At 66.1% G+C, this 2,753-nt stretch carries 1 protein-coding gene; it reads left to right on the top strand.

Translation table 11 applies throughout. The features are described from left to right. Nucleotides 1-156 precede the first annotated feature (156 nt). Nucleotides 157-2,753: DNA-directed RNA polymerase subunit beta' (rpoC, locus tag ABZ749_RS33275; protein WP_357234934.1), on the top strand; the 2,597-nt coding region annotated here is incomplete at its 3' end.

Genomic DNA, 2,753 nt, shown 5'->3' with positions numbered 1-2,753 from the left:
TCCCCCCACCCCATTTAAAAAAACCCCAACTCACACACTCCCCCCCCACCCTCCTTTTTTTTTTTTTTTTGTTTGTGGGGGGGGGGGGGGGGCGCCCCCCCCCCCCCCCGACCCCACCCGAGAATTAGCAGTACAGACGACGACATAGGGGACATAGTGCTCGACGTCAACTTCTTCGACGAGCTGCGCATTGGTCTCGCCACCGCCGACGACATCCGTCAGTGGTCGCACGGCGAGGTCAAGAAGCCTGAGACGATCAACTACCGCACCCTGAAGCCGGAAAAGGACGGGCTCTTCTGCGAGAAGATCTTCGGTCCGCAGCGGGACTGGGAGTGCTACTGCGGTAAGTACAAGCGCGTTCGGTTCAAGGGCATCATCTGTGAGCGCTGCGGCGTCGAGGTGACTCGCTCCAAGGTCCGCCGTGAGCGGATGGGGCACATCGAGCTCGCCGCTCCGGTGACCCACATCTGGTACTTCAAGGGCGTTCCGAGCCGGCTGGGTTACCTGCTGGACCTCGCCCCCAAGGACCTCGAGAAGATCATCTACTTCGCCTCGTACGTCGTGACGAGCGTGGACGCGGAGTCGCGTCACCGCGACCTCTCGACGATCGAGAACGAGATCCTGGCTGAGAAGCGGCAGTCCGAGAACAGCCGCGACTCGGAGATCGAGAAGCGGGCCGCCAAGCTCGAGGCCGACCTGGCCGAGCTGGAGGCCGAGGGTGCCAAGGCGGACGTCCGGCGCAAGGTCAAGGAGGGCGGAGAGCGCGAGATGCGCCAGATCCGCGACCGGGCCCAGCGCGAGATCGACCGCCTGGACGAGGTGCTGGACACCTTCCGCAAGCTGGAGCCGAAGCAGCTGGTCACCGACGAGCTGCTCTACCGCGAGCTGCGCGACCGGTTCGGTGAGTACTTCACCGGGTCCATGGGCGCCGAGGCGATCAAGGCGCTGGTCCAGAACATGGACCTCGACGCCGAGGCCGAGAGCCTGCGGGAGACCATCCGGTCCGGCAAGGGTCAGCGGAAGATCCGGGCGCTCAAGCGACTCAAGGTCGTCGCGGCGTTCCTGAACACCCGCAACTCGCCGCTCGGCATGGTGCTGGACTGCGTCCCGGTCATCCCGCCGGACCTGCGCCCGATGGTGCAGCTCGACGGTGGCCGCTTCGCGACCTCCGACCTGAACGACCTGTACCGCCGCGTGATCAACCGGAACAACCGCCTCAAGCGGCTGATCGACCTCGGCGCGCCCGAGATCATCGTCAACAACGAGAAGCGGATGCTCCAGGAGGCCGTCGACGCGCTGTTCGACAACGGCCGTCGCGGCCGGCCGGTCACCGGCCCGGGTAACCGCCCGCTCAAGTCGCTGTCCGACATGCTCAAGGGCAAGCAGGGCCGGTTCCGCCAGAACCTGCTGGGCAAGCGCGTCGACTACTCCGGCCGTTCGGTCATCGTGGTCGGCCCGAAGCTCAAGCTGCACCAGTGCGGTCTGCCCAAGCAGATGGCGCTGGAGCTGTTCAAGCCCTTCGTGATGAAGCGGCTGGTCGACCTCAACCACGCACAGAACATCAAGTCCGCCAAGCGGATGGTCGAGCGTCAGCGCCCGGTCGTGTGGGACGTGCTGGAAGAGGTCATCGGCGAGCACCCGGTGCTGCTCAACCGGGCGCCGACCCTGCACCGCCTGGGCATCCAGGCCTTCGAGCCGCAGCTGGTCGAGGGCAAGGCGATCCAGATCCACCCGCTGGTCTGCACCGCGTTCAACGCCGACTTCGACGGTGACCAGATGGCGGTGCACGTGCCGCTGTCCGCCGAGGCTCAGGCCGAGGCGCGGATCCTGATGCTGTCGTCGAACAACATCCTCAAGCCGGCCGACGGTAAGCCGGTCACCATGCCTACCCAGGACATGGTCATCGGTCTGTACCACCTCACCCACCTCACCGCCGGTGAGAAGGGCGAGGGCCGGGCGTTCAGCTCTGACGCCGAGGCGCGGATGGCCTTCGACAACGGCGAGCTGCACCTGCAGGCGCCGGTGAAGATCCGCCTGCGCGACGTGGTCGGGGTCGACAACGGCTCTGGTGCCGAGGCGTGGACCGCCCCGGAGGGCTGGGTCGAGGGTGACCCGCTGACCGTGGAGACCACCCTGGGTCGGGTGCTGTTCAACGAGACGCTGCCGCAGGGCTACCGCTTCGTGAACTACGAGATCCGCAAGGGTCAGCTCTCCGCGATCGTCAACGACCTCGCCGAGCGCTTCCCCAAGGTGGCGCTGGCCGCCACCCTGGACGGGCTCAAGGAGGCCGGTTTCCACTGGGCCACCTGGTCCGGCGTGACGATCGGCATGGAGGACGTCATCGCTCCGCCACGTAAGGCGGAGATCCTGGCGCGGTACGAGAAGGACGCCGACCAGATCGACAAGCAGTACCAGCGTGGTCTGATGACCGCCGAGGAGCGTCGCGGCGAGCTCATCGAGATCTGGACCAAGGCGACCAACGAGGTCGCCAAGGAGATGGACACCGCGCTGCCGCAGGAGAACCCGCTGTGGAAGATGATCAACTCGGGTGCTCGCGGTAACCTGCTCCAGCTCCGGCAGATCGCGGCGATCCGTGGTCTGGTGGCCAACCCCAAGGGCGAGATCATCCCGCGGCCGATCAAGGCCAGCTACCGGGAGGGTCTGTCCGTGCTGGAGTACTTCATCTCCACGCACGGTGCTCGTAAGGGTCTCGCCGACACCGCGCTGCGGACCGCCGACTCGGGTTACCTGAC

This window comes from Micromonospora sp. NPDC047753, from assembly GCF_040642735.1.
Lineage (GTDB): Bacteria > Actinomycetota > Actinomycetes > Mycobacteriales > Micromonosporaceae > Micromonospora.
This window is presented reverse-complemented; position numbering and strand designations above follow the sequence as displayed.